Annotated in this window: 26 protein-coding genes; 12 read left to right on the top strand and 14 right to left on the bottom strand. The window is 40.0% G+C overall.

Going from position 1 to position 25925, the window contains the following annotated elements:
- Window position 1 precedes the first annotated feature (1 nt).
- Window positions 2-262, bottom strand: a complete 261-nt coding sequence (locus tag RIC88_RS08120) for a hypothetical protein (protein WP_350217035.1) — start codon at window positions 260-262, stop codon at window positions 2-4.
- 486 nt (window positions 263-748) lie between these two features.
- Between RIC88_RS08120 and RIC88_RS08115 the strand changes: the two genes are divergently transcribed.
- From RIC88_RS08115 to RIC88_RS08090, 6 genes are all read left to right on the top strand, one after another.
- Complete coding sequence (locus tag RIC88_RS08115) at window positions 749-1567, top strand: LytR/AlgR family response regulator transcription factor (RefSeq protein ID WP_350217034.1); 819 nt, start codon at window positions 749-751, stop codon at window positions 1565-1567.
- Window positions 1568-1673: 106 nt separating this feature from the next.
- Entirely contained in the window at window positions 1674-2291 is a 618-nt protein-coding gene (locus RIC88_RS08110; RefSeq protein ID WP_350217033.1) for a dioxygenase family protein, read from the top strand.
- Window positions 2284-2925 carry a YceI family protein gene (locus RIC88_RS08105; protein ID WP_350217032.1) on the top strand — a complete coding sequence of 214 codons (642 nt, stop codon included), beginning with the start codon at window positions 2284-2286 and terminating at the stop codon, window positions 2923-2925. Before RIC88_RS08110 ends, RIC88_RS08105 begins: the two co-directional genes overlap by 8 nt.
- A 92-nt stretch (window positions 2926-3017) precedes the next feature.
- Window positions 3018-3350: a PadR family transcriptional regulator gene (locus RIC88_RS08100; protein ID WP_089358425.1), complete on the top strand. Its 333-nt coding sequence runs from the start codon at window positions 3018-3020 to the stop codon at window positions 3348-3350.
- 2 nt (window positions 3351-3352) lie between these two features.
- The gene (locus RIC88_RS08095) at window positions 3353-5983 is read left to right on the top strand and encodes an FtsX-like permease family protein (RefSeq protein ID WP_350217031.1); all 2631 of its coding nucleotides are present in this window, start codon (window positions 3353-3355) and stop codon (window positions 5981-5983) included.
- 160 nt (window positions 5984-6143) lie between these two features.
- Window positions 6144-7691, top strand: coding sequence for a S1C family serine protease (locus tag RIC88_RS08090; protein ID WP_350217030.1), 1548 nt, complete (start codon window positions 6144-6146; stop codon window positions 7689-7691).
- A gap of 143 nt (window positions 7692-7834) precedes the next feature.
- Here RIC88_RS08090 and RIC88_RS08085 read toward each other — a convergent pair whose 3' ends face one another.
- Entirely contained in the window at window positions 7835-8416 is a 582-nt protein-coding gene (locus RIC88_RS08085; RefSeq protein ID WP_350217029.1) for a TlpA family protein disulfide reductase, read from the bottom strand.
- Window positions 8417-8566: 150 nt separating this feature from the next.
- Between RIC88_RS08085 and RIC88_RS08080 the strand changes: the two genes are divergently transcribed.
- On the top strand, window positions 8567-9115 hold the full coding sequence (locus RIC88_RS08080; protein ID WP_350217028.1) for a hypothetical protein: 549 nt from the start codon (window positions 8567-8569) through the stop codon (window positions 9113-9115).
- 78 nt (window positions 9116-9193) lie between these two features.
- A complete protein-coding gene (locus RIC88_RS08075; RefSeq protein ID WP_350217027.1) occupies window positions 9194-10246 on the top strand; it encodes a DUF4407 domain-containing protein in 1053 nt (350 codons plus the stop codon).
- Between the two features lie 14 nt (window positions 10247-10260).
- Here RIC88_RS08075 and RIC88_RS08070 read toward each other — a convergent pair whose 3' ends face one another.
- Window positions 10261-10776, bottom strand: a complete 516-nt coding sequence (locus tag RIC88_RS08070) for a hypothetical protein (RefSeq protein ID WP_350217026.1) — start codon at window positions 10774-10776, stop codon at window positions 10261-10263.
- 115 nt (window positions 10777-10891) lie between these two features.
- Here RIC88_RS08070 and RIC88_RS08065 point away from each other — a divergent pair, with 115 nt between their 5' ends.
- Genes RIC88_RS08065 through RIC88_RS08055 form a run of 3 tightly spaced genes read left to right on the top strand, consistent with a single transcriptional unit; the run spans window position 10892 to window position 13691 of the window.
- Entirely contained in the window at window positions 10892-11680 is a 789-nt protein-coding gene (locus tag RIC88_RS08065; RefSeq protein WP_350217025.1) for a CocE/NonD family hydrolase, read from the top strand.
- Between the two features lie 4 nt (window positions 11681-11684).
- The gene (locus tag RIC88_RS08060) at window positions 11685-12782 is read left to right on the top strand and encodes a CocE/NonD family hydrolase (protein WP_350217024.1); all 1098 of its coding nucleotides are present in this window, start codon (window positions 11685-11687) and stop codon (window positions 12780-12782) included.
- Between the two features lie 24 nt (window positions 12783-12806).
- Window positions 12807-13691 (top strand): dienelactone hydrolase family protein, encoded by an 885-nt coding sequence (locus tag RIC88_RS08055; protein ID WP_350217023.1) that lies wholly within the window; start codon window positions 12807-12809, stop codon window positions 13689-13691.
- A gap of 183 nt (window positions 13692-13874) precedes the next feature.
- Here RIC88_RS08055 and RIC88_RS08050 read toward each other — a convergent pair whose 3' ends face one another.
- From RIC88_RS08050 to RIC88_RS08035, 4 genes are all read right to left on the bottom strand, one after another.
- A complete protein-coding gene (locus RIC88_RS08050; RefSeq protein WP_350217022.1) occupies window positions 13875-14564 on the bottom strand; it encodes a metallophosphoesterase in 690 nt (229 codons plus the stop codon).
- A gap of 2 nt (window positions 14565-14566) precedes the next feature.
- Window positions 14567-15088: a hypothetical protein gene (locus RIC88_RS08045; RefSeq protein WP_350217021.1), complete on the bottom strand. Its 522-nt coding sequence runs from the start codon at window positions 15086-15088 to the stop codon at window positions 14567-14569.
- Between the two features lie 120 nt (window positions 15089-15208).
- Window positions 15209-17836: an ABC transporter permease gene (locus tag RIC88_RS08040; RefSeq protein ID WP_350217020.1), complete on the bottom strand. Its 2628-nt coding sequence runs from the start codon at window positions 17834-17836 to the stop codon at window positions 15209-15211.
- A complete protein-coding gene (locus RIC88_RS08035) occupies window positions 17833-18156 on the bottom strand; it encodes a PadR family transcriptional regulator (protein WP_350217019.1) in 324 nt (107 codons plus the stop codon). The genes RIC88_RS08040 and RIC88_RS08035 overlap by 4 nt, the downstream gene beginning before the upstream one ends.
- 154 nt (window positions 18157-18310) lie before the next feature.
- Between RIC88_RS08035 and RIC88_RS08030 the strand changes: the two genes are divergently transcribed.
- On the top strand, window positions 18311-18763 hold the full coding sequence (locus RIC88_RS08030) for a YybH family protein (protein ID WP_350217018.1): 453 nt from the start codon (window positions 18311-18313) through the stop codon (window positions 18761-18763).
- 4 nt (window positions 18764-18767) lie between these two features.
- Here RIC88_RS08030 and RIC88_RS08025 read toward each other — a convergent pair whose 3' ends face one another.
- The 7 genes from RIC88_RS08025 to RIC88_RS07995 all read right to left on the bottom strand — a co-directional run bounded on the left by RIC88_RS08025 (window position 18768) and on the right by RIC88_RS07995 (window position 25642).
- A complete protein-coding gene (locus tag RIC88_RS08025) occupies window positions 18768-19484 on the bottom strand; it encodes a hypothetical protein (protein ID WP_350217017.1) in 717 nt (238 codons plus the stop codon).
- Window positions 19485-19593: 109 nt separating this feature from the next.
- Window positions 19594-20922, bottom strand: a complete 1329-nt coding sequence (locus RIC88_RS08020; protein WP_350217016.1) for a sensor histidine kinase — start codon at window positions 20920-20922, stop codon at window positions 19594-19596.
- Window positions 20923-20946: 24 nt separating this feature from the next.
- A complete protein-coding gene (locus tag RIC88_RS08015; RefSeq protein ID WP_350217015.1) occupies window positions 20947-21624 on the bottom strand; it encodes a DUF6989 domain-containing protein in 678 nt (225 codons plus the stop codon).
- Window positions 21617-22915: an oxygenase MpaB family protein gene (locus tag RIC88_RS08010; protein ID WP_350217014.1), complete on the bottom strand. Its 1299-nt coding sequence runs from the start codon at window positions 22913-22915 to the stop codon at window positions 21617-21619. Before RIC88_RS08010 ends, RIC88_RS08015 begins: the two co-directional genes overlap by 8 nt.
- A gap of 86 nt (window positions 22916-23001) precedes the next feature.
- Window positions 23002-23370: a response regulator gene (locus tag RIC88_RS08005; RefSeq protein WP_350217013.1), complete on the bottom strand. Its 369-nt coding sequence runs from the start codon at window positions 23368-23370 to the stop codon at window positions 23002-23004.
- A 79-nt stretch (window positions 23371-23449) separates the two neighbouring features.
- Window positions 23450-23824: a response regulator gene (locus tag RIC88_RS08000; RefSeq protein ID WP_350217012.1), complete on the bottom strand. Its 375-nt coding sequence runs from the start codon at window positions 23822-23824 to the stop codon at window positions 23450-23452.
- Between the two features lie 9 nt (window positions 23825-23833).
- Window positions 23834-25642 (bottom strand): YfiR/HmsC family protein, encoded by a 1809-nt coding sequence (locus RIC88_RS07995; protein ID WP_350217011.1) that lies wholly within the window; start codon window positions 25640-25642, stop codon window positions 23834-23836.
- Window positions 25643-25925: the final 283 nt, after the last annotated feature.

Here is a 25925-nt window from a genome sequence, read left to right as displayed (position 1 = left end):
TTCAGGCTAGATTCCCATACCCTATCTGATCCCCATCATTGTCGTACAGATTATAGGTAGGCCCGTCTTTTTGCATTGCATGTGAGGTGATTTTTCCATCGAGATCATAAATGTTAAATCTATGATCATCCAATCTTTTACCATAACCCAACTGATTGCCCTCCTGATCAAAAATTTTGAAATTTTTATCATCGGTCATCCGAAGATAAGAAATGAGATTTCCTTTCAGATCATAATTATTGTATCGTTCATCTGCTTTCACTGCAATTGATTTTACGACAAAATTAAAGGCAGGATACATCCTGCCTTCAAGGTTGGTAACAGTATCTGAAATACTCCAAACCTGTATTCCAACAACGCTTTCTCTATGATGTTCTACTTAAAGAACATTGTAAATATCATCATTGATCCTAATCAAAAACATGATCAAAATCACACGAAACAATATATTTTGTCATTTGCTCTACACTTCAATCCAGAGATGGGATCTCTAGCCAACAATAAGTGTGATTGCCAATATGGTGAGGTACACCACTAGCAAAACTTGTTTAGTCTTCATTACATTGAATTTTTAGTCCTGAGTTAGTTTAATACGAAAACCACTAAAAGAGTTTCATCTTTTTGACTAAAGGTGAAAAATTGTTGTTAAAAAGTCTTTACATAACCAAAGCCTTTATACTTATTCGAAATTGTACTTCATAAAAGTATATCTTAAGGAAATGGAATCGGCATCCTTCGAAACATTATAATGGAAAGCCTCATAAAAAAGATCAACAATATCCAGGTTAACATTACAGCTTCTCAGCTATTGCGGAATCTTTATGTTCAAACCTTCTTCTGGGTCCTTATGGCACTGCTTGTATTTATTCAGGATTATGTGGATTCAAGCATGAATGAAAAAGGCTACTTTGTTTCAGACTCATTATTATTTAAAATCTTTTGGTTGCTATTCATACCCTGTTCAATGGGTTGGTTTTGGCTACACGACTTCATTAAATCAAGTTTTAAGATTAGAATTTGGATCGCCTCTATCATTCTTTCACTTGTGGTGAGTCTAGTACACCTATTAAGCTTCGCCTCATTAGTTAGTTTTTTATCCAATACGCTGACAGCTTACGGATGGAGTTTCAAAGGATTATTTTATGAGGTACTCTCAGGTAGAGCCTATATTGTCGTGATTGTTTACCTATCCTATGCCGGCATTTACCCATTACTAAAAGAAAGAGAATCCAGCTCACATTCACGCAATGAGATTAAAGTAAAATCAGGGACTAAATCCTTTATTATCCCAACTAATGAAATCTGCTGGATTGCTGTAGAAGATGCGATCACTAGAATTAAAACTACTTCACGAAAGTATATCTATAATGGTAGCCTTAAGAATGTCATCGATCAGCTTGATCCTAAGGACTTTAAGCAAATCCATCGATCCACTGTCATTAACCTTAATGAGGTCGATCAACTAACATCCCGTTTGAATGGAGATTACGATCTATTGATGAAAGACGGAACGAAGCTGCGATTGAGCAGAAACTATGTGAAGTCTGTCAAAGATCGACTACTCTAGTCCTCCACTCAGCTTATAAACTCCTCAGCTTAGCAAAAAAGCACCATTTCGTACAGAACCAATCCTGCCTGATCCGTTTAGCTTTATTAGAAATCAAAATAATAACATGAGATACATTTTTATACTCTTAAGTATATCCTGTCTGCAGGCCTGCGGACAGAAAACAAATTACAGACTAATCGATAGTGGACGGTGCGATGGATGTGAGGCTGTATTGGAATTTGGAGATCGAAAGCTAAATGCGGTTGATACCCTCCCACTATTTGAGCAGACAAATCCAAAAATAAAGGTGTTTGGTACCGTTTATCAGCCGGACGGCACTACACCTGCAGAGGGTGTAATTCTTTATTTATATCATACCAATAGAGATGGAATTTATCCCAAACGCGGAGATGAAAAGGGCTGGGCGCGAAGACACGGATACATTCGGGGCTGGGTAAAAACAGACCAAAATGGACAGTATGCCTTCTATACTTTTAGGCCGGCATCTTATCCCAGTGGTACAGAAGCTGAACACATTCATATTACTGTGCTTGAACCTGATGGTAAGTATTATTGGATCGGAAGCTACCTGTTTCATGATGACCCATTGCTGACTGATCGAGATATTGATAAGACACCTCGTGGTGGTTCAGATGGTGTACTCAAACTGACCAAAGAAGGAAATCTTTTGACAGATCGTAGAGATATTGTTTTAGGTAAAAATGTCCCTAACTATGATTAAAAACTTATTGTTTTTAGCCACTTTATCATTGGCTTGCGGGAGCCAAAGTGCAACTGAGAGCAAAGCTGTTTTTGCTACTAGTAAGAAATCTTCAGCGTTAACTCAACCGGCGGGCTCTCAGGAAATTCCTATTAACCTGAACAAATCTGTGATAGGCTGGAAGGGAACAAAAATTACCGGTAAGCACGAAGGCACTGTCAGTTTCCGGGAAGGCCATCTTACCTTTTTGGAAGGCAAACTCATTGGCGGTGAACTAATCGTAAATATGGAATCCATTGATATTTCTGACATCCCTGTGCATGAAACAACAGCTCGGAGAAACCTGCTAAACCACTTCATTGAAGAGTTTACAATCAATAAGTTTTCAAATTCATCTTTCACTTTTACTGAAGTAAATCATTCAAGTGCAGATCGAATAGAAATCGCAGGGCAGCTTAGCATTCGAGGAATTTCCAATCCGATTAAAATCTTTGCTAGTAAAACCAGGGGTGGTTATACCTCTGAGTTTTCATTTAACCGCTTCGACTGGGGAATTGGTGAAAATGGAAGTTGGTTTGAAAAGCGATTGGTAGATGAAATGATACAACTGAAAGTGAAATTGGTGCCGGTGAGTAATCAGGCCTTCACTAATTAACTCAAACACTCAATTTACAACACTTATTATCGACAAATCAGAACATTATAATTTAATCTCCGTATCATAAAGTCGACAAATCAGAATTTTATATGCGAGGAGAACATCTTGGAGAGCTTGAAGAGTTAGTACTACTCACTGTAGGATCACTTTACCCTGAAGCTTACGCCCCGGCCATCAAAAAGGAACTGGCTGAAAAAATGGATCGGAAAGTAGTGTTGAGCTCCATTCACACAGTGCTTACCCGGCTTGAAAACAAACAATTTGTGAAAAGTGCTTTCGGAGAATCTACACCTGAGAGGGGCGGAAAGCGAAAACGCTTTTTTGAGATCACACCACAGGGATTTCAGGCACTCGAGGCGCTCAAGTCCAAGCGTGATGCACTTTGGGGCAATATGCTACAACTCATGCCTAACCTTTCTTAAATATGGCATCCCCACCAAAATTTCCAACCAGGCTTCTCTCTTACCTTGTCAGCCAGGAATTCTTTGAAGAAATCTCCGGTGATCTGGCCGAGGAGTACCAAGAATATTTACAAACCAAAGGAAAACTCAAAGCCAATCTCCTATACCTGACAGAGGTCATTCGCTATGTCAGGATGTATCGTTCAGAGAGAAATTACCAATCAACAAACTCAGTAAGTATGCTTCAGAACTACATCAAAGTGGCTTTCAGAAACCTGGTCAAGCACAAGAGCTATTCCATCATCAACATCAGTGGACTTGGTATCGGGCTGGCCTGTGTATTCATGATCTTCCTGTTTATTAAGGTGGAAACCAGCTACGACAAGTTTCACGAAAATGGATCAGACATCTATCGATTACAGCATGTTTACGGATACATCAACGCGCAAGCTGCTCCCACTTATGAACGTGATTACACTGAAGTAATCAATTCTACCAGGATCAACTTTTGGAAAACGAACAAGCGAATTTCGTTACCAAATGAGGAAATCTACTATGAGGATGTGTTGCTGGCTGATTCTAACTTCTTCAGCTTTTTCTCCTTCCCATTAATTCGTGGAGATAAGAAATCTTGTCTGAACGATAAAAGCAGCATTGCCATTTCACAATCCTACGCGAAGAAGTTTTTTGGTGAAGAAGACCCAATCGGTCAGGTGATGCAGGTTCAGGACATGATTAATGGTCGGGACCTTCCATATAAAGTAGCTGCCGTTTTCGAAGATGTTCCGTTCAACTCCCACCTGCAATTTGATATGGTAGCGCCATTCTCTATCATGTACGACGACCCTTCCATCAACATCCTTGAGCTCTGGCCCAACGATTGGATTGGAAGTTACATCCAGCTGAAGCCGGGCACAAATCCTGAGTCTGTAGCAGATAAGTACCAGGAAATGTATAACAAGTATTACGATGCTGAGGCAGACTCGATCACGATCGATTTAATGCCTTTAGAAGACCTGTATTTAAAATCCTACGACCTCCGGGCAGATTACGCTGATCATGGAAATATCAATCAGGTACGCATATTCTCAGCTATAGCGATTATCATTCTTCTCATTGCATGTATCAACTTCATGAATCTTGCCACTGCCCGCTCTTCGAAACGATCCAAAGAAGTGGGTGTACGGAAAGTAATGGGTGCTTTCCGTAAGCAACTCATCATCCAGTTTTTTGCTGAGTCTACGATCATGACGGTTCTGGCACTTATTCTAGCTTCCGTGATTCTGGTAGTGGTCATCCCCCCTGTCAATCGCATTGCTGATATCAATTTGCTTTTAGGTCTGGATCAGATAGTCCCGATCATAATCGGAGTTATTTTATTAACGATTATCACCATTCTTATCGCAGGTAGTTATCCTGCTCTATTTCTTTCGTCATTTCAACCTGTTTCTATTTTATCTGGAAACGCTACCGGCAATGGCGGTAAGGGAGCCATCCGAAAAGCATTGGTCATATTTCAATTTACCATCTCCATTGCCCTTATCATTGGCGCTATGGTGGTGTACAATCAAATGCTTTTCGTGAAACAGAAAGACCTTGGCTTTGAATCCGAGAATGTGGTGGTTATGAATTTTGGAAACGCAGAGGAGTTTGGACGAAAATGGCACAGGGTTAAAAGCCAGGTACAATCCATGCCGGGAGTTAAATCCGTAATGGCCGGACGTATGGTTCCGGGAGACAATGCCTTTTATTGGGGTTATAAATTTGAGGACTTCACTGAATATGAGGATCCGTATGGTGATGCCTGGAAAGGTTTTTATATCGGCTACCATACACTGGATGGCCTGGGAGTTGAGGTGTTAATGGGACGTACATTCTCGGAAGATATCCCAACAGATAGCACCGCATTTATCTTAAATGAAAGTGGCTGGAAAAGAGCCATTGAGGAGTATGGAGAAAGCTGGAAGGAACCGATTGGAAAAACCATTGAATACTACACCACTCATAGTGGTGACTGGGCGATGGATAAGAAAGGTGTGGTCGTAGGGGTAGTAAAGGACTTTCATCACCATTCGCTGGAGCGTGAGATTGATCCGTTGGTCATTCACAATGTGCCCAGCAGAAAACTGATGGTGAAGGTGGAAGCAGACAAGACCAATGAAGTCATTGCATCTATTGAAAACCTGTGGACCGAATGGAATGTGCCAACGACTTTCAATTATCAGTTTTTAGATGAAGAATTTGAAGCGGCCTATCGGGATGAAGATCAATTCAACCAATTCATTTTGATCTTCTGCATGCTCGCAATAGCCATTGCTTGCATGGGACTTTATGGGCTTTCTTCCTTTGTGGCAGAGCATCGAATCAAGGAGATTGCGGTACGTAAGGTGTTAGGCGCATCCGAGAACAAGATTGTCGGAATGCTTTCCATGGAATTCCTGAAACTTGTCGGAATCTCCGTGCTGGTTGGAACCCCGGTTGCTTACTATTTCATCAATCAATGGCTGGCAAACTTTGCCTATCGAATTGATCTGTCATGGTATTATTTTGTCGTTGGAAGCATTGCCGCAGCAGCTATCGCCATTTTGACGATCAGCTACCATTCCATCAAAGCGGCTACATCTAATCCCGTAAATAGCTTAAGGACAGAGTGAATTGCAAGAATCTGGAGTGTTATTGAGCACAGACATGTTTAGGTAAATTGGAGGTCAAACAATTACATACATCCGCTATATTTGAAAGGTAGATAAATGACATGTGTCGTTTATCCGGATATTATCAATAATCTTGGAATTACTTGAAATCTTATTTTAAATGAACTTATCTAAATTTCCTTTTTATCTCGTCTTGACATTGGTTTTAACATCATGCGCATCCATACTAAATAGTAAAAAGCAGACAGTTCTTCTTAATTACGATAAAGACTCAAAAGTGATTGCAGATACTGAGGAAGTGGATGGACGAGAAATAAACTTATCACGAGATGGAAAGCCTAAAAAAATAACAATCCAAAAAGATGGGTACAAAGACGAATCCAGAGTTGTCGTTCAGTCCAGGCACTCTCCTTTAAAAATACTATCCTACGTTCCCTTTGGGATTTTAGCTTGGATTCCGCCAACATTTGATGTCGGAGAAAAAAGCTATAATTATCACAAAGAATATACCTTATCGAGTCGCTTTAAGACTATCCCTGAAAAGACGCTCAACAATAAATTAATCAAATTAACAAAAGTAGCAGCAGATATAGATGAGGATAAAATGCTTATTAGAGAATACTCATCATATAAGGATTTTGTTAAGAATGGGGACTCTAAGAAGGCTAAAGTCTTAAAGAACTCCAGCTCTGTTAAGCTTGAAAACACGATTTTTCCATCCCTCATAAATGATTTACTAAGAGACAAGGGGTATGTAGACACTACAGCAAATTTGTTTAAATACAATTATTCAAATAGCGTAATTATTGAAGGGGTGATCAATGGTTTTACCATTAACAATGTATCCACTAAGATCAATAACTATTATATAGGATTTGTATTCACTGATTTGAATCTAAGTTGGGAAATCAAGGATTATTACAACAATCTTTTATTTGCGGAAGGAATTACCGTAACATCTGGCGAATTCCCTATTTATTCCTACACCGATCAATCAGAAGTAAGTGAGGCTGTCAACAGTTCAATAGTAGATGCTTTTGAAGGTGGCTTGTTGAATTTCTTGAATCATGACGCAGTAATTGAAATTCTTAATACAGAAACTGATGAAATTGATTTAGATGAATTAGTTATTCAAAGTTCAAGTCGATATGCGGTAGAACTTGAGGATGCCATGAATGCAACTGTAACTATTAAAACTACCAAAGGGCATGGAAGCGGTTTTTTTATCGATGAAAATGGTCTATTAGTAACTAGCTATCATGTAATCAGTGGATCAGAATCTGAGATTACACTAATCTTATCCAATGGATTGGAATTTGAAGGAAAGATGGTTCGAAAGAGCAAAAATGCAGATGTGGCACTGATCCAAATAAATGCACCTGAAGTCACGACTCCTTTAAAAATAAGCCAAAACCAGCCTAAGGTCGGTTCAGAAATATATTTGATCGGAACACCAAGCGCATCTGATTTGGGACAAACAATATCTAAGGGAATCATATCAGGAATCAGAAAATCTCAAACAGCAAATTATGTCCAAACCGACGCAAGCATTAATACAGGAAATAGTGGCGGCCCAATGATTGATAAGAATGGTAATGTCATAGGAGTAGTGAACTCTAAATTATCAGGCATCTCTACAGAAGGCTTGGGGTTTGTCACGCCATCCAACCTAGTAATTGAATCATTAAACTTGCAATACTCAGAGTAAATTGATAACAAAATGTATGCGACATAAAAACGGCGCTTACATCGACGTAGTGCTTCTTGATTCACCCCATGCACCACTTTCGATCTCCATCATGTAAATTTCAAAGTCCGGTGCTGTTGTGAATAGTTTACGGTCAGAGTAGGTCAATCTGTATTGTCAATAAAGCTTAATATCCTTTTCTCATATTCATCCTGGGTAATTGGATGAAAGATTGGTGTGATATAATTAGCAATTACTTTACCATCATTACCTACCAAGACATGCCTTGGAAACAAGCTAAACTTGAATAATTCTTCACAATTTTTAAATCCTCCCACTGAAATAATATCATCATAGTAATTGCCATATTTCTTGATAACTTTCTCTATTCCATTCTCTGAGGTAGGAGTAATTGCTACAAATCGAACCCGTGAGTCCTCTTTATATTTTTCAATTATTTGCTTTATATAGGGTTTTTCCTGGGCACATCCACGGCACCCTTTAAACCAAAAATCTACTACAGTAAGTACATAATTGGAATCTACAAAACTGAACTCATCTCCATTGATGGTTATAAAGGTTGAATCAGAAAAAATTTCTCCTACGGGAATCCCTTTTTGGAATTCATCTTCCATTTCATGATCAAGTAGACTTCTATAGTACTCGTCAGGGATTTGTGATTGTCCGTCCTGAGCAAGGATAAAAAACCAACTTGCAAAACATAACAGGGATAAAAAAAGCCTCATTAGGTATCACGTATTTTCTTGAAAAATAAGGTTTTACATTGAATTTCGGACTGAAAAAGCATCTGATACCCTTTTGTACTTTCATTTCTGGCATCATTTTTTCCTATATCATAATCAATAAGTCAAATGTTTCACCAAAAATGAATCACGATGAAAAGGCTATATATACTCTCTCTGTTTGCATTAATCGGACTTTCAAGTTGCTACCGTGGAGAAGGCATACCCGGCCCGAGGGGTTATGATGGAAGAGACGGGATTGACGGGATAGATGGTGAAGAAAGCTATGCGTTTGAATATGAATTTAGCTTTACCGCACCTGACTATAGTGTGTTGCTAAATCTTCCTAACGATTTTGAAATGCTGGATTCGGATGTGATGCAGGTCTACTTTCTGTGGGAGGTGACCAATGACAGAGTAGAAGTTTGGCGAGCATTGCCTCAGACACTTTTCTTCACATACGGCATGCTCCAATACAATTATGATTATACAAAGTTTGATGCCCGGGTATTTTTAGATGGGACAGTAAACCTGGATGGATTAGGCGCTGATTTAACAGACAATTGGATCGCGCGGGTAGTAGTGATCCCAGCACAGTTTACCGGACGTATCGACTATTCAGATTATAACGCTGTAAAGGCGCATCTCAATTTATCAGACTCGAAGTTAGCAAGCTCAGATTATCCGACAAGACCTAATTAAATTCATTAAATAATGACCGGGTTAATTGATTCTAACCTGGTCATATAACATTCAAACAAGCACTTCGTTGAATTTTCAATGAATCGCTTAAAAGAATTTTTCTGGCTATGTGCCGGAGTGAATAAATCCATTTTGTCCAATTGCCCCTCTGAATCCAGCAAATATGTGGGCATTGGAGCTACCATTTTTTTCACAGGTGTTTTTGCAGCGCTGGCCGGCGGCTATGCGCTTTACACCATTTTCGATAGCTATTGGATAGCCGCAATATTTGGAATCATCTGGGGGTTGATGATCTTTAACCTTGACCGGTTTATCGTTTCCAGCATGCGAAAGAATGGTGATTCCAAACAGGAATGGATCAGTGCCATCCCACGGCTTATCCTTGCCATTATCATTTCAGTAGTTATCGCTAAACCACTTGAACTTAAAATTTTTGAAAAGGAAGTAGAGGCTGAAATATCTCATATGATCCAGGAGGACTTAGCTACTCAGGAACAAACAGTGAAAATGCGATTCAATGAAACAAGGGAACGATTAAATGCCGAAATTCTGGTGCTTAAAAACGAGATAACTCAAAAAGCTAGTAAAAGGGATGAATTGAGAAAAATCGCTCAAGAAGAAGCCGATGGAACCGGAGGATCCAAGCAGCGCAATGCCGGGCCTATCTATCAAATTAAAAAAGCTGATGCGGATAAAGTAGAAGCTGAACTGAAGGCATTGACAACTACCAATAGTCAATTGATCAATGAGAAAGAACTGGCATTGGCGGAGTTGGACGAACAACAAAAAGCGGCTCTTGGAGAAATGAAAGAGAGTCAGCTAACAGGGTTAGCCTCGCGAATCGAAGCACTGGATCGATTAACAGATAAAAGCAGTGCAATATGGGCTGCTCACTGGTTCATTTTACTCCTATTCCTTGCTGTAGAAACGGCCCCTGTGTTTGTGAAACTCATTTCACAAAGAGGCCCCTATGATTTTGTCTTAAAGAAAGAAGAATATGGTGTTGAGGCTTCCTACTATGAGGACCTGGCGAAAGTCAATGCCATCATTAAAAAACGATCAACACGACTTACAGAAGAAGAAATCGATTATGTTCAAAATCGCCTTTCACTGAGCCTTGAGAAGACTTAAAGGTTACTTACCAGTTACTTCGGCAGATACTTATCAGGAATTGGATTGTCTTCGCGCTCCCCGGTCCAGTAAATATTAACCACCCACCATCTCTCTCCATCATTCATGAGTTGAATGCTGTTGATGCCTCGAGTAAAGGGTTTTTCATCTGACTCACTGCGGTAAGATTCATACGTACTGAAAATGTGAGTAACAGAGCCGAATGTTTCAGTCACTCTGAATATCTCTTTTTCAAAAAAGCCATTCTCTTCCAACCATACACCGGATGAACCAATGTAGTCTTCAGGTGTCATTGCTCTATACCCAATCTCTCCATCTTCATTCGGACCGGACGGAAGCAACATGGCATCATCGGTAAACAGGTACTTGAACAATTCCCAGTTCCTCTTTTCACCAGCCTCACCGGAAATGACATCATAGAGTGTTTCAATCGTGCTATCAAGGGTTTGCACTTTGCTTAGGTATTCATCTTGCGCTGAAGTCATAAAAACAATGCTCAAAAAGAAGATTAGTGTTGCTAATTTTTTCATCGTTCCTTTTTAAGCAAGTTATAAATAAAAAAATCAGCCACTCATATCAAATCACCCTATCATGATTAAGAATATGTCTAACTTAAATGTTCCTAAACCTAACCTATATCTAAGTATGAAAGCTCTTAAGTTCTTTATTCTAACTATCTGTTTTTCTGGCCTGCTCAATGCGCAATCCATTCGCGAGCAGCTGGAAGAAATCGCAGTAATCGATCAAAAAGTGATGATGCCCATGCGTGATGGAATCCGTCTTGCCACGGATATCTACCGACCAAAGACCGACCAAAAAGTACCTATCATTTTCTCACGTACTCCTTACAATTTCAATTCATGGGGAGATGGAGAGGAACGAACAAGAACCTATGAAAGAGCATTTGAAGCAGTGAAAAGAGGATATGCCTATGTGGTTCAAAACGAACGGGGAAGATATTTCTCTGAAGGAGAATGGGACATTTTAGGTGTACCGTTGACAGATGGCTATGATGCCTTTTCCTGGATGAAAGATCAGGCATGGAGCAATGGAAAAATAGGAACGTTGGGTTGCTCATCTACCGCTGAATGGCAGATGGCAGTCGCTGCTTTGGATCATCCGTCTCATGCTGCAATGGTGCCACAGGGTTTTGGAGCCGGAATCGGCACTGTGGGCGATTATTATGAACAAGGTAACTGGTACCGAGGTGGTGCATTTCAAATGCTGTTTGCATCATGGCTATATGGTGTAGAGCATGATAAATTCAAACCGCGTATTCCGCAAGGAGCTACACAGGAAGACCTCATCCGAATTTCACGATTCTATGACCTGGCGCCTGAAAATCCTGAAGTGGACGATATGTTGGCGGCCATGTCGCATCTGCCTGTACAGGACATGCTGGTAAATATGGGGGGGCAAACGAGAGATTTTTGACAAAATGATCCGGAGAAAACCCAATGATCCGGCCTGGTTTGAGGGCGGACTTTATCATGACGATATGGAAATCAAGAAGCCGGGATTTTGGTTCGTGTCCTGGTACGACGTTTCTGTAAGTCCAAACATTGCGCTCTTTAATCACCTGAGAAATAATAGTGAGCCTGGAGTAGCCGATAACCAATACCTGGTGATTGCCCCTACGCTTCATTGCGGATACACCAGAGCGACCGAGAATACGATAGTTGGGGAAAGAAGTGTAGGCGATGCAAGGCTCAACTACGACGAGCTGGTTTATGGTTGGTTTGATCATTGGTTGAAAAAAGATGGAAAGAGTGACTTCCTGGATGACCTGCCTCGTATTCAATACTATCTTATGGGTAAGAACGAATGGAAAACGGCCGAAACCTGGCCTCCGAAAGAAGCCAGCATGACTTCATTCTATTTGGATAGTGATGGAAACGCAAACAGCCTTTTTGGTGATGGGAAGCTTACCCTTTCGCCTCCTGCTGAGCCTAACCAGGACAATTACACCTATGATCCAAACAATCCGGTCTACTCTTATGGAGGAAATGTCTGTTGCACAGGGAATGCCATAGAAAATGGAGCCAGGGACCAGAGAGAAATGGAAACACGAAGCGATATCCTGGTATATACTTCTGATCCACTGACGGAGGGGATTGAAGTTTCAGGTTTTATTGAAATGTCGCTGTTCGTATCATCAGATGTAAAAGACACGGACTTTACGGTGAAGATCATTGATGTGTATCCCGATGGTACAGCATACAATCTAGATGAGACTATCCAAAGAGCTAGATATAGAGAAGGATATGACAAAGAAGTATTTATGGAAGAAGGTGAAGTTTATCAAATCGATTTAACGCCGCTTTCTACCAGCAACTATTTCGAAAAAGGGCACAGAATCAGAATCGAAGTTGCAAGTAGCAACTTCCCACGATTCATGCGAAACCTGAATACCGGAGGAAACAACTATGATGAAACTGAAGGAATTGTGGCTCACAATACGATCCATCATTCAGCGGAGTATCCGTCACAAATTAAGTTGCCTATTGTTGGAAAATTGAAGATTGAAGACCGATAACGTAGATACTATAACTCCACAATTATGAAAAAGCTTAACAAAAACGACATTGACCCTAAAGTATTTAAGCTCTATGATGATTATGCTCACAACCGGATGGAGCGCAGAGAATTCATTGAAAAGCTTTCATTGTATGCTGTTGGAGGATTGACTTTGACTTCACTCATGAGTTCCATCATGCCGAACTATGAAGCCATTCAAATAGCTCAGGATAATCCGAAGCTCAACACTGAAACGATAGTGTATGAATCTCCCAAAGGTGGCGGTACCATCAATGCTCAACTTTCCCGACCGAAAGACGCGAAAGGAAAGCTCCCGGGGATTGTGGTCGTTCATGAAAACCGAGGCTTGAATCCACACATTGCAGACGTAGGAAGAAGAGCAGCTATGGCCGGTTTCATTTCAATTTCGCCAGATGCATTAACTCCACTGGGTGGCTATCCGGGCAATGATGATGATGGTAGAACGATGCAACGAAAAAGAGACCGAAACGAAATGCTTGAAGACTTCATCGCAGCATTTGAGTATCTAAAAAATCACGAGGAATGTACCGGAAATGTAGGGGTTGTAGGCTTTTGCTTCGGCGGTTGGATCTCGAATATGATGGCTGTGAAAGTGCCTGGCTTGAAAGCCGCAGTTCCTTTTTACGGTGGTCAGCCAGATGCGGAAATGGTCCCTGATATACAGGCACCTTTATTACTTCATTTTGGTGAATTGGATGAGCGTGTGAATGACGGGTGGCCAGCTTATGAAAAAGCACTGAAGGAAAACAACAAGGAATATCAGGCCTACATTTATCCGAATGCGAACCATGGATTTCACAATGATACTACGGCACGATACGATGAAGAGGCAGCTAAATTAGCATGGAATCGTACGATTGAGTTTTTTAGAGAGAATTTAAAGTAGCCCTAACAAAAACCGTCATTCTGAAGCTTCTCGAAAGGCTCTCAGACTTGAGAAGCTGAAAGAATCTCCTTAATCAAGGGGGCTCTCGCGCCTACACCAACACTCTTGGCCATCACCTGAAGGCTCAGAGTGACGTAACGGTTTTTGTTGGGATTAAATGGAATTCAGGTAATCCTATAATTTTTAATACAACAATCCCGCAGCATCCGACTGCCAATATTCTTTGGTGTTGATATCCATCACCGTGAGTTTGCCATGCCATCCTGCTCCGGTATCCAGATTCCAGACATTGAAAGCCTGCATTGGCGTATCCTGTTGCCACTTAATTGTCGGTGTATGACCAATATAAATTTCATTAAATGCATTCAATAAATCCGGCTGCTGGCCGGTTATTCGCGCTTTCATTGACGTCAACCATAAGCTACGGTCCCAGTAACAATTCGAAGATGGTTGCTCAAAAGCCGGTCCTTTCGGATTGGTAAATCCTGCATGAATGAAAACACGATTTTCTTCATCAACATGAAAATCAACCTGGTTTTCCAGAAATGCCAAATGTTTAGACCTGTCGATTTTATCACCGGCCTGGATGTAAGATTGAATAGTGGAGATACCTCCGTTATCCGGCCATGCCGGGTTTACTTCTTCGCTTCTCAACCATTCTTCCAGCCATGGATCGTGATTGCCGCGGATGGCTATCAGGTTTGGGATTTTGATAAGTTTTTCAACCACCAATGCAGTATCGGGATGTCGGTCGCATACATCGCCCAACTGGATCAGTTTGTCATTCTCTAGATCAAATCTGCACCGCTCCAGGCACTGTTCTAAGGCTTTCAAATTGCCGTGGATATCTCCCATGACAAGAGTCCTTGCCATGGCTAATTAAAATCTAAATGATGAATGTGTTCGTCAATGATGTCAATACGATAGGTGATGCTGTTGAGGTATTTTACCAGCTCTTTCTCAAATTTTCGAATATCCTTTTCGTATTGCTTTACTGTCTCCTTATCAAAATTATCCTGGATCACTTTCAGTATTCCACATTCTTCGGTGATGAAAGACTTGAAATTTGCGGTGGAGTATTCTGTTTCTAATTTTTCGATATCCTCCAGTGTAGCGGCGGCCTCCTTATCCTTGCTTGTGTCAAACTTCTCCTGAACAATGAAATACAAGGTTGTATCCCAGTGATGGATGTCGTCCAAGAGTTCAATCGTTTCATATCGAAATTTTTCCGTTAGGCAGAATTCCTGTATGCCCTGATAGTTTTTCATTTTGATAGCTGTCTCATCCCAACGGACAGTCAAGTCGTCAATGATGGCAACAATATCAACTTCAGATTTTTTTTGCGCGGCTGCTGATAGACCACACATAAGGAATACTATATATAGCAAGTTTTTCATGATGGTTTCTAAAGATATTAAAATATCACTGGTTCTTAAGCAGAACAGACAGACAGTTTTAAACCCTATTTAGACAAAAGTGAAAGAAATATACTCTTTCACGCAACCTTAATGAGTAAATCACTCATCCCTCAAGCAATCAACCGGATTCAATCCTGACGCTCGAATAGTGTGATATGAAATGGTCATTAATGTGATAACCGCTAGTGCCGTAAATCCGGCCACATAATACAAAACACTAAAATCAATGCTGTACGCAAAATTAGAAAGCCACTGATCGGAGAAGAAGTAAACAATTAATCCCGATAGTAGAATAGCCGGGACAAACAGTCGAATATATTCTTTTAAGAAAAGATAAAGTATCTGTACTCTGCTGGATCCCATAATCTTTCTGATGCCAATCTCTTTTGCTTTACGCTGAGTTGCATAGGTTATTAAGCCAAGGATACCCAAACACGAAAGAACAATAGCAATGATGGAAAAAAGAGACATGATGCTCCCTTGCCTGATTTCATTTTCATATTGGCGATCCAGTTCATCATCTACAAAAGCAAATTCGAATGGTTTGTTTGGGTTGAACTCCTGATACAAGGATTCTAAACGCTCAATTTGCCCAACCAGATTTCCCGGTTCTAAGCGCACATTCAGATACTCGGTATAATACTGGTGCTTATTTATGTATATAACCAATGGTTCGATTTCCTTATAAAGTGATTCAAAGTGAAAGTCATCAACCAGACCAATGACCTTTCCAAACCGTTCCACCCTGCCACCAGTGTAAATGGTGAGCTGAAAATCTTTGTTAATCGGATCATTCCATCCAAACTTCTCAGCAGCTGCACGATTCAGGATAAAGGCAGACGCTTCATCAGATTGAATTTCTTTACTGAAATTCCTTCCGGAAAGCAGCTTTATTTGATAGGTAGGCAAAAAGTCCTCATCCACCCCCAGTGTCTTCATGCTAATGGGTTCGATATTTTGCTTTTCTGAGGTTGATGCATCAAAATCACTGTAATTTCCATCGCCCGGGAAGGTAGACGAAATTGCAGCTGCCTCTACAAAAGGCTCGGAGAGGAGCCTGTTTTTAAATACTTCATAATTCTTAGCATCATGTTCATCCACCATTTTTATGGCTACAAGATGAGAAACATCAAAACCCAGGTTCTTACTTTGGAGAAACTTGCTTTGCTGCAAAATCAATAAGGTTAGCAAAATCATAGTGCCCGAAATGGCGAACTGGAAAAACACCAATCCCTTTCGTAGGAAAGAAGATCCTGATGTTGGAACCTTTTGGCGGAATGAATCCAATGGACGGTATCCACTCATAACAAGCGAAGGGTAAAATCCTGTAAGAAGCACCAGCAAAAGAAAAATACATGGCACCCAGGCAATTAATGGCCACTCAAATAAAAACCAGTAGTCCAAATTCAATTGCATCTTTTGCCTGAAGAACACGAAAAACACTTTTACCAAAGCCAAACTAAGGAGCACTGCAATCATCACATTGGTTAAAGCCTCCACCATAAATTGAAAAATGAGCTGTCTCTTGTCCGCCCCAACCACTTTTCGCATCCCAACCTCTTTAGCCCTGACCACCCCTCTTGAAACAACTAGGTTTACATAATTGACAATGGTAATACTCAAAATGAGAAATGCGACAATAATGAAAATCTTCACGTAGACCATGCTACTATTTACTTTCCAGTCATTCTCATAAGTTGATTTGAGGTGGATGGACTCAATATTCTGAAACTTGACAGACTGTATTTGAGAGTGATAATGTTCCGGTGTATTGGTTCGAAGAAAGTTATCAAGCGCAGCTGTAAGTTGTGTGGTGTCAGACACGTTTAGTTTCACATAGGAGTATAAGTGAGGATAGTGCCAGTTATTGTACCATGGCATTATCTGCTCCAGACTTTGCATAGAAGCAAAGAAATCCGCTGTTAAATGGGTATTGGCAGGAAGATCCTTCAAGACCCCTGTCACTGTAAAATCAGCTGTTTCAGAGTCATCCTCAAAGTATAGTTTTTTCCCAATGGGAGACTCGTCACCAAAATATTTGGTAGCTATTCTTTCGGTTATTACCAGCTTCAATGGTCCGTCCAATGCAGTTTGTGGATTCCCCTGAATCATCGAAAAATCAAACACATCGAATAAAGTTGAATCTGCAAAAACAAACTCAGCCTCACGGTATTTCTTTTCTTTATCAGCACTTATAAAACAGGGATAGGGATACATCCTTGCTCCTACTTCCATTTCCTTAAGTGCGCCTGTTAACCTTGGAAGTAATGGAACTGCTGAAGTAGAAACTGCTATTATGTTGTCGGCCACTTCTTTTTCAGTGACCAACCTAAATATCTTATCCGAATCTTTATATCCTTTATCAAAATCAAGCTGCTGATAGGTAAAGGCCATTAGGGTGATAAATGTGCTTATGCCAATAGCCAGTCCAATGCTATTGATGAGCGAGTGTCCCAGGTTGAGTTTGTACTGCTTCAGTGCATACCTTATACTTCTAATGAATAATGTAAATTTGACTCCTTCCATTTTTCCGGGCGTTTTGAGATTTGACCATCTAAAAAATTTCAGTACATCAAAGAAGAAAGTTCGCTTAGCAAAGTCCGGGCTTTTACTTATCGATTTCAGATAGAATATCTCGTATAAGTCCCCTTCAATTTCTTCCAGGTAATCTTTTCTACAAAACCATCTAAGAAAATGCAAAGCCCATCGCGGAGGTGAAACATTCATGACATGGAAGGTCTGATTCGTTTATACAACGCGCTACGGATTTCGTACGATTGATCCAGAGTTGCCTGACCCGCATGCGTTAACGTATATATACGTTTTCTCCTACCCCCTCGTTCATTTGTTGCTCCTCCTAATCTTGATTTCAAAAATCCTTTGTCTTCCAGCCTTCTGAGAACGGTATGGATTGCTCCAATATTCATTTCTCTTCCGGTTGTTTCCTTGATTTCTGCAACTATGGCCACTCCATAAGCTTCTTCATTAAGCGCAGCAGCAGTCAATAAAATCAATTCCTCCAGTTCACCTATAAATGTTCCCTTCATTCTTCAATGATACTATATATCATACAAATATAAAACTAATAATTATTTCTTTTATATTTGTATGAGTAATTGTTGAGAAATTTTAAACAAGGAGTTGGTTTCATCATTGATGCCATGAAAGTTTTATCTTTAGAATGGAATTCAACGATGAATAATGAAAAACTTAACCAAATACCTATCTCCATTACCCATCATTTTAATGATTGCTTGTGAGGGCACTCCCGATCAATCAAAGATTGATGAATGGAAGCAGGAGATTATGGAAGTGGAAAGTGAATTCTCACAAATGGTCGTTGAAGAGGGGGTTCCTGCTGCATTTCTGGCATTTTCTGCAGAAGATGTGGTGCTGATGAGAAACAACCAACTCACAATTGGTAAAGATGCTTTAAGAGAAAAGTATTCCAATTTGGATCCCACTCCTGGAACCTCGCTCACCTGGAAGCCTGATTTTGTGGATGTATCCAAATCCGGGGATATGGCCTACACATATGGAAAGTATGTCTACTCTCAAACAGACTCACTTGGAAATATCAAAAGTGATACGGGCGTTTTCCACACTGTCTGGAAGCGTCAGGAAGATGGAAGTTGGAAGTTTGTCTGGGACTAATGTCTTAATATTTTCTCTGCCAGGACTTCAAATAATGGTCATCGTAGCGGTAGGGATTATTCTTTTTAACTAGTGCGTTGTATTCCCTGGCAATACGAATAAGGTCATCCTCCTCATTTCGATAGCCTATGATTTTGTTTTTGATCTTTTTTGCTAATTCAGGATATTCATCCACAAGCTTAGCCGCTTTCTTTTCGAATTTTCCTAAATGGAATGTATCATCTTTTTGTCCCTCTATATATATGGCAAATATGGATTCAATATTATCCCTTGTGATCGGATTGGTGATGTACTCCCGATAGATACTAAGCGGACCTTCTTCATAGACGATCATGAAATCACCCTCTATGGCATTTCCAGGCATTGGGTTTTTAAACAGATACCCATCAAAAACAATATATGTGACATTCGCTTTTTCATAGAGCTCAAAGTCCATGTCCTTAATAGCTTCCTTTTTGTTGATTAGACTGGCGAGCCCACTGTATGACCAGTTTAATTCTCTTGTACCGCCATCCAAATAGACCAATAGGATAGGATAAGAGGTATAGTATGTATAGGTGGCATCTACATCCCAAAAAGTTTCGTCATCGATTAAGATGGCTTTTTCCAAATAGGGTCTCTCGGTGAAAAAGGTCTGCCATTTTTCCGTTTTAAGAAGTTCCTGTGAGAAGGCAATAGAGAATATGAATAAGCAAGAAAATAAGATCAGAAGACGTTTCATTCTTCAGTGAGATTTAATTCAAAATTTGTCGTTCACTATTAAGAACGGTAGCAAAATAATAAACCCTACAAAATCAATCTTTTAATAACTATACTTTTTGAGGCAAAAGCTACTGATGAATAGTCGGCAACTCAACCACAAAAGTTGCTCCCTTAGCGGCATCCCGATCGTACCAAACCTTACCCCCTATTTCCTCCACATATCGTTTAACAAGTGATAGGCCTAAACCTGAAGAGCCCTCCTCTCCTGTTGGACGTGCGCTTAGCTTCGCGAATTTTTCAAACAATTGACTCTCTTCTTCCGGCATGATTCCCGGTCCCTCATCCATGACGCTTACCCTGGCATTGTATCCATTAGAAGCAATATCAATCTTGATATTTTTCTCTTTAGGTGAGAACTTAACTGCATTCGAAATCAGGTTTTCAAAGATCAAAAGCAGATAGGTATGATCAGTATTCACCATTACATCCACACCTGACATGGAAAGTTGAATTTCCTTTTGCTTTGCTTGTTCTGAAAGTGATTCCACAGCCTCCTCCACAACAGATTTTAACGGCAGCACTTCTTTCTTCAGCTTAATGGCACCTTGCTCCATTGTAGCCATATCCAGCACATTATTCACTAAGCTTTGCGCCTGAGCAGATACTTTTTCGATCATGGCAATGAACTTCCTCTGCTGATCAATTTCCTCCTCTTCCTTCAAAATATTTGAAATAGTAGTTATATTGGCCAAAGGGTTTTTCAGGTCATGAGCTAATATCCGAATGATGTGATCTTTATCATCAATAAGCTTTTCCAGCCTTTGGGATTGTTCGGCAATCGTCTCCTTCTGAGTTTCGAGTTTTTCATTTTGGCTTTGTAAATTTTTGAGGGCATTGGTTTGTACAGACTCAAACACCGCCGATATAACCATGATAATAAGCAATAATCCCGGCAAAACCGACACAAACCACTCCGCTTTCAGGTCAGTATTATACTGAAGGGGTAATTTTTCTCCCTGAAGTTCCAGCCACCCAAACCAAAGCATGATCAGGAATGCCAAAACACCCCATATAATTCCATAGGTACGATTGACCACCAATAGTGCCAAAACAGGTATGGAAATAATCCAGGGATAAACTGCTGACCAAACTCCTCCGGAATAGTAGGTGAGCAAAACAACCGCCGACCCTCCAACAAAAACATACAAGTTGGTAATGATCAAAATCGGAATGCGGGTTTTGACAAGTAAAGCCAAAATTACAAACCCGGCCACATTGAAAATCATTAGATAGACTCCCAGATAAAACTCAAACAGTAGGCTAAACCAGATATAAGAATTTGAAAACAAACTTGTGAGCAATGCAGCTCTTACAAAAAGTCGTGCTTTTCGTAATGCCAATTCATCCTCATGGTAAGATGGATGGATAAAAAAATCTACAAGTCCCGAAAAATTCATCTTATTGATGCAATAAAGCTAATTTTAGTGTGCAATAGTGAAAGCAATGAATACACTCAGCAAAATCCATACACCTTCAATCATGCCTAAATAAACGGTTCGCTGAGGCTTGTTATGCTCCGCATATGAAATCAACAATGGCAAGGATAACGATATTAAAGCTTCACAAATAATCACATAAACAGGTGCATTGAAGATCATCTTAACATTATCCTGATACCACCACCAGCCGGCATCTTTGGCCAGATGTTCGTAAAGTGGGATGTACATTCCTCCGGCAATACATAAGATAATTGACGCAACTAAAATCCCCTTCTTGTTTGTCAGTAAGACCCCTACAAAACTTAGCTGCAAAAGCACATTTGACCATGCAAAAGGCATATACATTGGCGAGCTCCAAACCATAGCTTCATTACCCGGATAAACCAGACTTTCAATCGTACTCACCAGATAATGATCAGTTGCTAGCTCCAGTATTCCGGCAATAGTACCAAAAATGACTAATCGAAGAATCAGTGGATTTTGAAATTTCAATGCATAAAACCAGTAAAAAAGGTACAGCCCATAGGTAATTATGCTTGCTGAAAGTGGTCCGGCCTGAATCAAAGATGATACGAGAGACCATGCAATGAGCACTCCCGATGAAATTAAGATGACTCGTGTGGTACGTGAGTCAAGACCTGGTATTTCTACATTATTCATGATTGTTAGGTTTGATTTTTCGCTGAAGTGCCAATCTATTTCCGAAAATACCAGGCGAGGCTATTCTATTCTCCCACTCATCAACTAAACCCCAGTCTTCCTGTAACGAAGGAGGAATGTAGAACTGCACCTCTTTGCCATCATTGAAATGATGGATGATACCTTCAAGTAGTTTTTTATTAAAGCCGGAAGTGATTTTTTGAATAAGCTCATGCTCCTCCAGATGACTTAATTCGCCAATGAAGAATTTAGACAGGCCTAATATGATTCGGTCCTTTTTGCTTGCCTGACCGGCTACACCAATACATGGAGCCAAATTCATTTCAGTGGATGCTGCAAAATCCTTTAGGAAGTATTCAATGAAATATGCAGGGACGTCATTAAAAGCATTCCCGGGTACCAATGAATTCATAAATTGAATGCACGAGGTAGTCAATGCTTTTCCTGCCTCTGATTCTGCAGCCTGATGCTTTAGAATTTGAGTTGCTAGTTCAAAACCATCTGCATAACTATCAGGTAGCAGTTTTTCATCGATTCCCATTAAATGACCAACCACCTTCCAGCAGTGCATATAATCTGATATCTGCTTGTCAGTTAGCTCAATATTCAGCCTTTTCATTCCGGCAAGGATCACAGGTCCAAATGACATGAGTGTACCCGCCAAATCTTCCTGGTTGATCGGCTCACCAAACTTATCAACATCCCAAACTGTCTGATGATATTCGCCGGCCATTAGAAAATGACGAATCGAGGCGTGAATTAACCTCACTTTCTGAAGTGTGACAACTCCTTTCCCTCTATCAGAGAGACCGCCCTCTGCCATCACATTGACCACCATTTGAGCCGTTTCCATTAACCTTCTGGCTAGTGGATCAATGTTTCCATTATGCGATAAAAGCCTACCAGTCTCATAGAGTACTTGTGCCCCTTTTGCGCATGTATAGCACATCGGCAATGAGCTGACATTGAGAAGCATGAAAATTTCAGGACCGTAAAGTGAAAACAATTTCTCGCCACCACTGATCTTAGCAGAGTCAGCCCAGGATGGAAGTTTTCCAGATTCCTCTATATAGTCATCTAAAATGTTGGAAAGATCTTGCCCAAGGGAAGTGAACATTCCTTTTTGAAAACCATCATTTCTAAAAAGTGTCATCATCATCTGATTCACTTTTTTCTCATCGCCTGAATCGATGATTTTTGAGACGACAGTATCCGCTAAAGAGTCTGTTTTTAAGCGAAAATCGGCTAATATCCGGGCATCAATTTCCGAAACGGAAAAAGTTGAGTTCATCCTTCTGTGGTTAGGTTGGTCGATTGTTTTGTAATCTAACACCTTTACAGAATTGATGAAAGATTGACCCGCCTATAAAAGGGATTTTATATCGTGCTTATTACTTCTTTTAGCCCCTGGTAGGTCCAGGGTTTATCTATGAATCGATCAATGAGTTGTCTCTCGATTGCCTCACTTACTTCCCCCTCGGCTGCATATCCTGAAATCATTACTTTTTTAACAGACGTAGTAACATTCAAAGCTTCCAATTCTTTCAAGAATTCAACGCCGGACATCAGAGGCATTCTTTGATCAGTAAAGACGTACTCTACATCATTATTTTTAATGAATTCAATTGCCTCCTCCGGATAAGTTGTTGTGAATACTTCAAAATCTTTTTTAAACATCTCCTTGAAGAGTAGAAGATTGATTTCTTCGTCATCTAGGTAGATTACTGCCGGTTTGCTTTCACTCATATTCAAAACACTGATTGAACTTCAAATTTAAACGATTCAAAATTTAGTTTGTACAACAATTAATCAGCTTTTCGATGAATTACACTTGAGTGTTGAGTAAAAGATCTTTTAAGTTTTGATAGGACCATGGTTTGCTCACAAAATGGTCGATCAGCTTTGTTTCCAGGGCTTCATCAACTTCTCCCTCTTGTGTGAATCCGGAAATGATCACTTTGGTGGATTTTTCTGATGCACCTAAAGATTTAAGCTCTTTGAGGTACTCTACACCCGTCATAACGGGCATCAGCTGGTCGGTCAGAATAAAATCCGGGCCCTTGCTCTTCACATGTGCTATCGCCTCATGCGGAGAAGTAGTCGTGACAATGTCAAAATCACGCTTAAACATCTCTTTAAACAGGATCAAATTTATTTCCTCGTCATCCAGGTAAATCAATGATGGTTTGGTCTCATTCATGATTTGATATTAGCTATCTAGCGGTAGTTTAATTATAAATTCAGCCCCTTCATGCACCTTGGAATTAACCGTTATTGTCCCTCCATGGCGTTCTACAATTCCATAGGTTATGGCAAGTCCAAGACCTGTTCCTGATCCTACTTTTTTAGTGGTGAAAAATGGATCAAATATTTTCAGTTTGTCCTCCTCTGTCATTCCTAATCCGTTATCTTTTATCGCCACTTCAACATTCTTCCCATTCATTGACGTGGTTATGTCAATCTCCCCTCCTTTTCCTTTCTCTGTAACAGAGTCTATCGAGTTATTGATAATGTTAAGAAAAGCCTGGCTTAGCTGTCCTTTAAAACCCTGAATCGATGGCATATTCTCTGAAAAATGCTTATTAATCTTTACAGCATCTCTGTGGCGACTGTTGAGGAGTAATAAGGCTACATCCAGATCATTGTGAATATCAATCTTGGTTTTCTTCTCAGTTTCGGACCTTGAGAAAATTCTTAGTCCTTTTACAATTTCAGTAGTTCGTTCCGCCCCAACCTTAATACTGGAAATCATTTGGTCAATGATACCTTGAGCCTCATCATATCCTATTTCTTCACGTTCTTTAATCAAATTCTTAATTGATCCTTTCAGATTTTTATCATCTTCTTTCAGTTCGGTAACATGTGAAATTACTGGTCTTATTTCAGTGAATTTATCACTTAAGACATGAATACCTGAATATACGAAGTTGATGGCATTGTTGATTTCATGTGCGATTCCTGCTGTCAATGTACCCAGTGAAGCCATCTTCTCCGACTGAACTAGCTGAGATTGTGTATCCTGTAATTCATCCAATAAACGAGCAAGATCTTCTTTCTGCTCTGCCAATTTTTTTGCAGCTCTTTTTCTTGCACGATAAGCAGTGAAAATCAGGAATAGGAAAACAACAACAACTACCAGGAACAGAATCAAAAATACGAGTGCGCTTTGCTGAGAATTTACCACATTAGACATTTCATCCAGTTGTTCTTCTCGTTGGGAGATAGCCTCATTCTGTTTAGCTATTCTTTCTTGTTGCTCTGCCAGAATCTTGTTCCCCTCCTCAACATTTTCCTTCTGCAAGGAAATTTCCTCACCCAATATAGCCAACTCCTCTTCGCGTGAATCAAGTATAGCTGTCAAATCAAGTAGTTTTTTCTCTGACACTGCAAATTCATCCCTTAGACTGTCAAGTACGGCAGTTTGCTTATCTATTTCGGCTTGTTTTCGATCTATTTCATCATTTCTTTCTCGAATAAGAACCTGCTGCTGCCTCATTATTCCCAATGCTGCTGCTACATTCAAATTCATGGAGTCAAATTGAACTTTAAGTGCCTCTGCCCTTAATTCCATTGCCCTCACAGAATCACGAACCTGCTTAAATATTTTTGCCACATTCACTTCCGAGCCACCCAAATCACTCATTCCCGGCTTGACTTTCAGTCCCTGATTAGACACATTGGCGCGATTGATCTCGAAAGTCAGATCACTGCTGCTTTCACCAAGAAAGTTGATCATGACATCTCGCTGTATGTCATATCTGTCAGTTATTAAAAGAACCGTGGATCCTCCAATTCGATCCAGCAACGTAGGAATGGTAGTGTTGTATCTATTCGTAACAAAAATCACATCCACATCCTGCTGCACCATGACGTAGCTGGTGAAAGTAACAATTACACTTTTTCCGGCAATTTTTTGAGACTGGCTGGTGATTCGGAACTCATTTTTCAAATCCTCATCTGTCGTGATTATGTGAATCTTGAAGGGGGTGTCTTTTTGTGGCCACTCAATGTTCTTCATAAAAGAATATGTATTGGCAACCATTTCCTTTTGACGATCTGTTTGAGCGATCGCAAAATGGCACGACAAAAACATTATAAGTAAATATATTATTCCCTTTCTGATTTTCATTATAGGACTGGTGACAGATCGAAATATAGCGATTTTAACTGGCTTCATACAAGCAATTAGATAAGTCTCCATGTAAACTAGATGAAAAACGATATAACATAGAAATAGATTTTACTAAAAATATTAGTAATTTTAAATCGTAAAATAAACATGACCTAAAAACGGTTAAACA

Source organism: Ekhidna sp. (assembly GCF_040220215.1).
GTDB lineage: Bacteria > Bacteroidota > Bacteroidia > Cytophagales > Cyclobacteriaceae > Ekhidna.
This window is presented reverse-complemented; position numbering and strand designations above follow the sequence as displayed.

Coding starts and splice junctions, on each gene's coding strand:
- RIC88_RS08115 (WP_350217034.1), top strand. CDS start 749: ATGGAAAGCCTCATAAAAAAGATCAACAATATCCAGGTTAACATTACA.
- RIC88_RS08110 (WP_350217033.1), top strand. CDS start 1,674: ATGAGATACATTTTTATACTCTTAAGTATATCCTGTCTGCAGGCCTGC.
- RIC88_RS08105 (WP_350217032.1), top strand. CDS start 2,284: ATGATTAAAAACTTATTGTTTTTAGCCACTTTATCATTGGCTTGCGGG.
- RIC88_RS08100 (WP_089358425.1), top strand. CDS start 3,018: ATGCGAGGAGAACATCTTGGAGAGCTTGAAGAGTTAGTACTACTCACT.
- RIC88_RS08095 (WP_350217031.1), top strand. CDS start 3,353: ATGGCATCCCCACCAAAATTTCCAACCAGGCTTCTCTCTTACCTTGTC.
- RIC88_RS08090 (WP_350217030.1), top strand. CDS start 6,144: ATGAACTTATCTAAATTTCCTTTTTATCTCGTCTTGACATTGGTTTTA.
- RIC88_RS08085 (WP_350217029.1), bottom strand. CDS start 8,416: ATGAGGCTTTTTTTATCCCTGTTATGTTTTGCAAGTTGGTTTTTTATC.
- RIC88_RS08080 (WP_350217028.1), top strand. CDS start 8,567: ATGAAAAGGCTATATATACTCTCTCTGTTTGCATTAATCGGACTTTCA.
- RIC88_RS08075 (WP_350217027.1), top strand. CDS start 9,194: ATGAATCGCTTAAAAGAATTTTTCTGGCTATGTGCCGGAGTGAATAAA.
- RIC88_RS08070 (WP_350217026.1), bottom strand. CDS start 10,776: ATGAAAAAATTAGCAACACTAATCTTCTTTTTGAGCATTGTTTTTATG.
- RIC88_RS08065 (WP_350217025.1), top strand. CDS start 10,892: ATGAAAGCTCTTAAGTTCTTTATTCTAACTATCTGTTTTTCTGGCCTG.
- RIC88_RS08060 (WP_350217024.1), top strand. CDS start 11,685: ATGATCCGGAGAAAACCCAATGATCCGGCCTGGTTTGAGGGCGGACTT.
- RIC88_RS08055 (WP_350217023.1), top strand. CDS start 12,807: ATGAAAAAGCTTAACAAAAACGACATTGACCCTAAAGTATTTAAGCTC.
- RIC88_RS08050 (WP_350217022.1), bottom strand. CDS start 14,564: ATGGCAAGGACTCTTGTCATGGGAGATATCCACGGCAATTTGAAAGCC.
- RIC88_RS08045 (WP_350217021.1), bottom strand. CDS start 15,088: ATGAAAAACTTGCTATATATAGTATTCCTTATGTGTGGTCTATCAGCA.
- RIC88_RS08040 (WP_350217020.1), bottom strand. CDS start 17,836: ATGAATGTTTCACCTCCGCGATGGGCTTTGCATTTTCTTAGATGGTTT.
- RIC88_RS08035 (WP_350217019.1), bottom strand. CDS start 18,156: ATGAAGGGAACATTTATAGGTGAACTGGAGGAATTGATTTTATTGACT.
- RIC88_RS08030 (WP_350217018.1), top strand. CDS start 18,311: ATGAAAAACTTAACCAAATACCTATCTCCATTACCCATCATTTTAATG.
- RIC88_RS08025 (WP_350217017.1), bottom strand. CDS start 19,484: ATGAAACGTCTTCTGATCTTATTTTCTTGCTTATTCATATTCTCTATT.
- RIC88_RS08020 (WP_350217016.1), bottom strand. CDS start 20,922: ATGAATTTTTCGGGACTTGTAGATTTTTTTATCCATCCATCTTACCAT.
- RIC88_RS08015 (WP_350217015.1), bottom strand. CDS start 21,624: ATGAATAATGTAGAAATACCAGGTCTTGACTCACGTACCACACGAGTC.
- RIC88_RS08010 (WP_350217014.1), bottom strand. CDS start 22,915: ATGAACTCAACTTTTTCCGTTTCGGAAATTGATGCCCGGATATTAGCC.
- RIC88_RS08005 (WP_350217013.1), bottom strand. CDS start 23,370: ATGAGTGAAAGCAAACCGGCAGTAATCTACCTAGATGACGAAGAAATC.
- RIC88_RS08000 (WP_350217012.1), bottom strand. CDS start 23,824: ATGAATGAGACCAAACCATCATTGATTTACCTGGATGACGAGGAAATA.
- RIC88_RS07995 (WP_350217011.1), bottom strand. CDS start 25,642: ATGAAGAACATTGAGTGGCCACAAAAAGACACCCCCTTCAAGATTCAC.